We start from the raw sequence: 6,241 nt of genomic DNA, 5'->3' as shown, positions 1-6,241 counted from the left end.
TGACCTGCTTATTCGCACCTTCCCTAACAGAGCAGGAATTACAAGGGCCAATACTTTTCTGTTCATTGAAATAATCCTTTAGTTTTTTTATTTACCTGCGACGACCCATGTAGGGTGTTAACGCATGCTAAAGGAGAAGTTCCGTAAAGAGATAAATATGAATTGTTACGCCTTAAGTAAAATCTTAAACAAATAATTCCACGGAAATGATGATAATCGTGGTGAATGAATTAATGATTAAGTATATAAAATAAATATTATACAAGTTAATTTTGTTGGGATATTCTGCGCGGGTTATATGCCTTTATTGTCACGTTTTATTTTTCGTTGGAGAGTTGTCCCAGAATTGATTAGCCAGCGAATAAATTGACAAGCCCGAACATCTGTTCGGGCTTTTTTTATTCCAGATTAATACTTAACTGAACGTATTAATCGGTACTGCTTTTTTCGGCTTTTCCCGCCAACTGCGCCAGGAAGTCATAGCGTTTTTGCAAATCTGCGGTCGCATCCTTCCACAACTGCTCTGCCACCTCCGGCTGCTGTGCATTCAGGCGGCGGAAGCGCTGTTCGTTCATCAAAGTCTCAGCCAGCGCATCTGACGGTGGGCGAGAGTCCAGTGCCAGCGGCAGTTTACCTTCGTCAGCGCGACGCGGATCAAAGCGATACAGCGGCCAGAATCCGGTGGCCGTGAGCTGGCGCATCTGATCGTGACTCAGGGCGAGATCGTAGCCGTGTTCTTCACACGGGCTGTAGGCAATAATCAGCGACGGACCTGGGTAAGATTCTGCTTCCTGAATCGCTTTCACCGTCTGGTTTAACTGCGCTCCCAGCGAGATCTGTGCGACGTAAACATGACCGTACATCATCATACTGACGCCCAGATCTTTACGTGCTTTACGCTTACCGTGTTCGCCAAATTTGGTGACCGCGCCAAGCGGTGTCGCTTTCGAGGCTTGCCCGCCGGTGTTGGAATAACACTGGGTATCCAGCACCAGGATGTTAACGTTCTCGGTCAGGCTCAGGACATGGTCCAACCCGCCAAAGCCAATATCGTAGGCCCAACCGTCACCGCCAATCAGCCAGATTGATTTCTCAACCAGTGCATCGGCATCGGTTAACAGTTGCTGTGCGCCATCAACACCTTGCAGATGTTGGCGCAGTGCGGCGACCTGCTCGCGACGAACTTCCGGCGTGGCTTTTGCGTGCAAGGCATCATTCAGCTCAGCCGGGATCTTATCGGCAAACTGTTCCAGCAAGCGCATGACGCGAACGCGGTGTTGGTCCACCGTCAGGCGGAAGCCCAGACCAAACTCGGCGTTATCTTCAAACAGAGAGTTTGCCCAGGCTGGTCCACGGCCGTTTGCATCGGTGGTATACGGTGTGGAGGGCAGGTTTCCGCCATAAATCGATGAACACCCGGTTGCGTTGGCGATCAGCATGCGGTCACCGTACAGCTGGGTAAGCAGCTTGATATACGGCGTTTCGCCACAGCCTGAGCAGGCACCGGAATATTCAAACAGCGGGGTGATCAGCTGTGAGGTGCGAATATCAATGCGTTCCAGTTTGCTGCGGTCGATCTCTGGCAGGTTGAGGAAGAAATCATAGTTCACTTTTTCTTCTTCGACATGCTCCAGGCGGGACATCATATTGATGGCCTTGATCTCTGGATTCTGACGATCTTTCGCCGGGCAGACTTCCACGCACAGATTACAGCCGGTGCAATCTTCAGGCGCGACCTGTAGAACATATTTCTGACCGCGCATATCGCGGGATTTCACATCCAGCGAATGCAAACTAGCCGGGGCGTCTGCCATTGCTTCCGGGGAAACCACTTTGGCACGAATTGCCGAGTGCGGGCAGGCGGCAACGCAGTGGTTGCACTGTGTACACAGTTCTTCTTTCCAGATAGGGATTTCTTCGGCGATATTGCGTTTTTCCCAGCGCGTGGTGCCCATGGGCCAGGTACCGTCTGGCGGCAGTGCGGAGACGGGCAGTGCGTCACCCAGACCTGCGAGCATTGCCGCCGTCACGGTTTTCACAAAATCAGGCGCGGCATCGGAGACCACTGGCGGTCGGTTGGCGCTGTGCGGATCAACCGGCTGAAGAGCCACTTCGGCGACCGACTCACGTGCCAGCGCCAGCGCCTGCCAGTTACGTTCAACCAGATCCTGACCTTTGTTGCTGTAGCTTTTTGCAATTGCGCCCTGCAGTTCCGCCAGTGCGCTATCACCGGGTAAAATTTGTGTCAGATGGAAAAACGCCATTTGCATTACGGTGTTAATACGTGCTGCCAGGCCGCATTCACGGGCGATTTTGGCAGCGTTAATCACGTAAAAACGGGCCTTCTTCTGGTTCAGAACTGCCTGAACTTCTTGCGGCAGACGTGACCACACCTCATCCACGCTGTACGGCGTATTGAGCAGGAAGATACCGCCTGGCTTCAGGCGTTCTGCCATTTGATATTTATCGATAAACTGCAGCTGATGGCAGCCAACAAAATCCGCCTGCGACACCAGATACGCCGAACGGATCGGTTTTTCGCTGACGCGCAGATGGGACACCGTCAGGCCGCCGGCTTTTTTCGAGTCATAGACGAAATAACCCTGCGCATACCACGGCGTCGAGTTACCAATAATCTTGATATTGTTTTTGGTCGCTGACACGCTGCCGTCGCTGCCTAATCCGTAAAACAGGGCTTCGAGTTTTGCGGTGGAGGGCAGGGTGTTTTCTGGCAGGGGGAGTGACAGATTGGTGACATCATCATAGATGCCGACGGTAAAGCGCGATTTTGGTTTGGCGTGGCTTAACTCATTAAACACCGCCATCACGCAGTCCGGGCCAAACTCTTTCGAGGAAAGGCCATAGCGCCCGCCAATTACACGCGGTAGCGTTTCACGCTCGCCACAGTTAAAGGCTTCGGCCAGCGCGGTCATGACATCCAGATACAACGGCTCAGCCTGGGCCCCGGGTTCTTTGGTGCGATCAAGAACGGCGATGCTGCGTGCGGTTTCCGGCAAGGCCTGCAGTAAATGTCGGGCTGAGAACGGACGGAACAGACGGACTTTCAGTACGCCGACTTTTTCGCCACGGGTAAGCAACTCATCCACGACTTCTTCGCAGGTGCCGATGGCGGAGCCCATCAGAATGATGACGCGCTCTGCCTGCGGATGACCATAGTATTCAAACGGCTGGTACTGGCGACCCGTTGCGGTGGCGAAATCGTTCATCGCCTGTTCGACATGATCGTAAACCGCGTTGTACCACGGGTTTGTCGCTTCGCGTGACTGGAAATAGGTATCCGGGTTAGCCGAGGTGCCGCGAATCACCGGATGCTCCGGATTCAGCGCGCGAGAACGATGGGCGTCGATCTCCGCCTGCGGCATCAGTCCAAGAATGGTGTCATCGGCCAGCGGTACGATTTTATTGATTTCATGTGAGGTGCGGAAACCATCAAAGAAATGAATAAACGGGACGCGGCTTTTCAGCGTGGCGATATGCGAAATCAGGGCAAAATCCTGCGCTTCCTGAACGCTGCTGGCGCACAGCATTGCACAGCCGGTCTGGCGAACGGCCATCACGTCGGAATGGTCGCCAAAAATCGACAGCGCATGGGTGGCAATCGTACGTGCCGCAACATGCAATACAAACGGCGTCAGTTGACCGGCCAGTTTGTACAGCGTCGGGATCATCAGCAATAAACCTTGCGATGAGGTAAAAGATGTAGACAGCGCCCCGGTTTGTAACGCGCCGTGGACGGTCGCAATGGCACCGCCTTCCGACTGCATCTCCACAACGCGAGGTATATCGCCCCAGACGTTTTTTAGCCCGTTCCCGGCCCAGGCATCGGCCTGCTCCGCCATCGTCGAACTCGGCGTAATCGGGTAGATGGCGATAACCTCGCTGGTACGAAATGCAACCGAAGCAACCGCACCATTACCGTCAATTGTTTGCATACTGACACCCTTACATTGCGCAAAAAGAGGGACCCGCAAAACGACGACGAGTCCTGTAGTTATCTTTCTATTTTAGCAAAAGCCATCTGGACACATTTTCGCATTTGTGTCCCTGTAATAAACAGAATGAATGGTTTGATCAAAGGAGCCGTCAAAAAATTGCCAGAAAATGTAAACAGGGCGCATAAATGCGCACTTTACCTCTCGACGACAGTGTTTCTGCTGCCTATTATTTAGGGCTGTGTCGTTGGGTTATTTTTTAGAGGGGAGTGAGATGCGCGCAGCGTTTTGGGTAGGGTGTGCCGCGTTATTATTATCGGCTTGCAGCAGTGAACCTGTTCAGCAGGCAACGGCCGCTCACGTCGCGCCGGGCATGAAGGCTGCAATGTCGGGTTCTGGTGAGGCAAACTGCGCTATGATTGGCGGTTCGTTGTCGATTGCACGTCAACTGGATGGTTCCGCCATCGGGATGTGTGCTTTACCTAACGGCAAACGCTGCAGTGAACAGTCGCTTGCCGCCGGGAGTTGCGGGAACTATTAAGTCTCCGCGTTAATTACATTAAGTCTGCCAGTTTATACGTCAGTGTTTGCTCTGCCGTCGCCAGTGTTAACTGGTTAGCCGTCAAATCGACCTGTGCGCCTTGCTTAAACACGTCGCTGATAACGCCATCAAGTGCGTTCAGCTGTGGGTCGGCGCACATCATGCGGGTCATCGCCAGGTCTTTCACCTTCAATTCGCCGTCAGACAGCTTGCCCTGGCCCGTGAATTGATTGCACATTTTTCCCGACACCGTCATATTTTCACCAAAACTCAATTCGGGTTGATTTTTCGCAACGGTGACCGGTTTGCCGTTCACGCTCTCCAGAACGAAACGGTGGTGCTGTAACTGTTCGCGATTAACGGAAACTTTTCCATTGCTCACACAGCCAGCCATAAGCATGCTGAGCGCAATCAACGTGACAATTTTCTTCATTGAATTTCTCTACGTTAGTGACGGGAATACAATCAATATAATAATGATACTGTCGGATTTATCATCAGGGGTTATCTGAAAATGCTCCCCCGAATGCAGGGGAGCGGCATTTTCAGAAGAGGGCGTTCGGGCAGGTTTCGCCTTTGGAAATCTGGGCCAAATTTTGCAAGGTTGTTTCCGAAATGCTGGTTAACGCTTCGGCCGTTAAAAATGCCTGGTGCCCGGTGAACAACACGTTATGACAGGCAGACAAGCGACGGAATACGTCATCCTGAATAACATCATTGGACTTATCTTCAAAGAACAGGTCGCGTTCATTTTCATACACGTCCATACCCAAAGAACCAATTTTCTGGTTTTTCAGGGCATCAATGGCAGCCTGTGAGTCGATAAGGGCTCCGCGACTGGTGTTAACGATCATTACGCCGCTTTTCATTTGCGCGAAGGCTTCTTCATTGAGCAGATGATAGTTTTCCGGCGTTAACGGACAGTGCAGGGAAATGACGTCTGACTCCGCAAACAGCGTGCTGAGATCGACATACTCAACGCCTAATTCAAGAGCCGCAGCGCTTGGATAGGGATCAAACGCCAGCAAACGCATACCAAAGCCTTTCAGGATCCGCAGCGCGGCAATACCAATTTTACCGGTACCGATCACCCCGGCGGTTTTACCGTACATGGTAAAACCAGTCAGGCCTTCCAGAGAAAAGTTGGCGTCACGAGTGCGTTGGTACGCGCGGTGGATACGACGGTTCAGCGTCATCATCATACCAATCGCATGCTCGGCGACCGCTTCCGGCGAATAGGCCGGAACGCGCACAACCTGCAAACCTAGCTCTTTGGCGGCGTCCAGATCGACGTTATTGAATCCGGCGCAGCGCAGGGCAATGTACTTCACCCCGTGTTTTTTCAGTTCTTCCAGAACCGGGCGGCTGCCATCGTCGTTGACGAAGATGCACACCGCTTCGCAGCCATGGGCTGTTTTGGCCGTTTTCTCGGTCAGCAGAAAGTCAAAGAATTCAAGTTCAAAACCAAAAGCCTCGTTAACCTGTTGCAGGTACTTCTTGTCGTACTGTTTAGTACTATAGATGGCGAGTTTCATAAGACTTTCTCCAGTGATTCTGAAATCACATTAATCCAATTCAAATTATTTTACAAAATCCAAAAAACAATTGATAGTCATAGATATAATGAATAATTCTAGAGCATCTCTTCTTAATGTGGGTACATTGCTGGATTTAAACCACTTGTCTTAGTATATGTACTCCTTTGGGCGTCCTGCCGTTAAGCATTGCTACCTTTGGGTATGTTGGG

Annotated in this window: 4 protein-coding genes; 1 reads left to right on the top strand and 3 read right to left on the bottom strand. The window is 51.7% G+C overall.

The window, feature by feature from the left end; genetic code table 11:
* Positions 1–428: 428 nt before the first annotated feature.
* Complete coding sequence (gene nifJ / locus FDW88_RS07090) at positions 429–3,953, bottom strand: pyruvate:ferredoxin (flavodoxin) oxidoreductase (protein WP_137362287.1); 3,525 nt, start codon at positions 3,951–3,953, stop codon at positions 429–431.
* Between the two features lie 274 nt (positions 3,954–4,227).
* Here nifJ and FDW88_RS07080 point away from each other — a divergent pair, with 274 nt between their 5' ends.
* Complete coding sequence (locus tag FDW88_RS07080) at positions 4,228–4,494, top strand: DUF333 domain-containing protein (RefSeq protein ID WP_096756923.1); 267 nt, start codon at positions 4,228–4,230, stop codon at positions 4,492–4,494.
* Positions 4,495–4,507: 13 nt separating this feature from the next.
* Here the strand turns inward: FDW88_RS07080 and hslJ are convergent, their stop codons facing one another.
* Both hslJ and ldhA read right to left on the bottom strand, forming a co-directional pair.
* Entirely contained in the window at positions 4,508–4,927 is a 420-nt protein-coding gene (gene hslJ, locus FDW88_RS07075; protein WP_115258361.1) for a heat shock protein HslJ, read from the bottom strand.
* 112 nt (positions 4,928–5,039) lie between these two features.
* Positions 5,040–6,029, bottom strand: a complete 990-nt coding sequence (gene ldhA, locus FDW88_RS07070; protein ID WP_137362286.1) for a D-lactate dehydrogenase — start codon at positions 6,027–6,029, stop codon at positions 5,040–5,042.
* Between the last annotated feature and the right edge of the window lie 212 nt (positions 6,030–6,241).

This window comes from Citrobacter sp. wls829 (assembly GCF_005280825.1).
Classification (GTDB): domain Bacteria; phylum Pseudomonadota; class Gammaproteobacteria; order Enterobacterales; family Enterobacteriaceae; genus Citrobacter; species Citrobacter gillenii.
The sequence above is the reverse complement of the archived record's forward strand: the minus strand, read 5'-3'. Positions and strand labels throughout refer to the sequence as shown.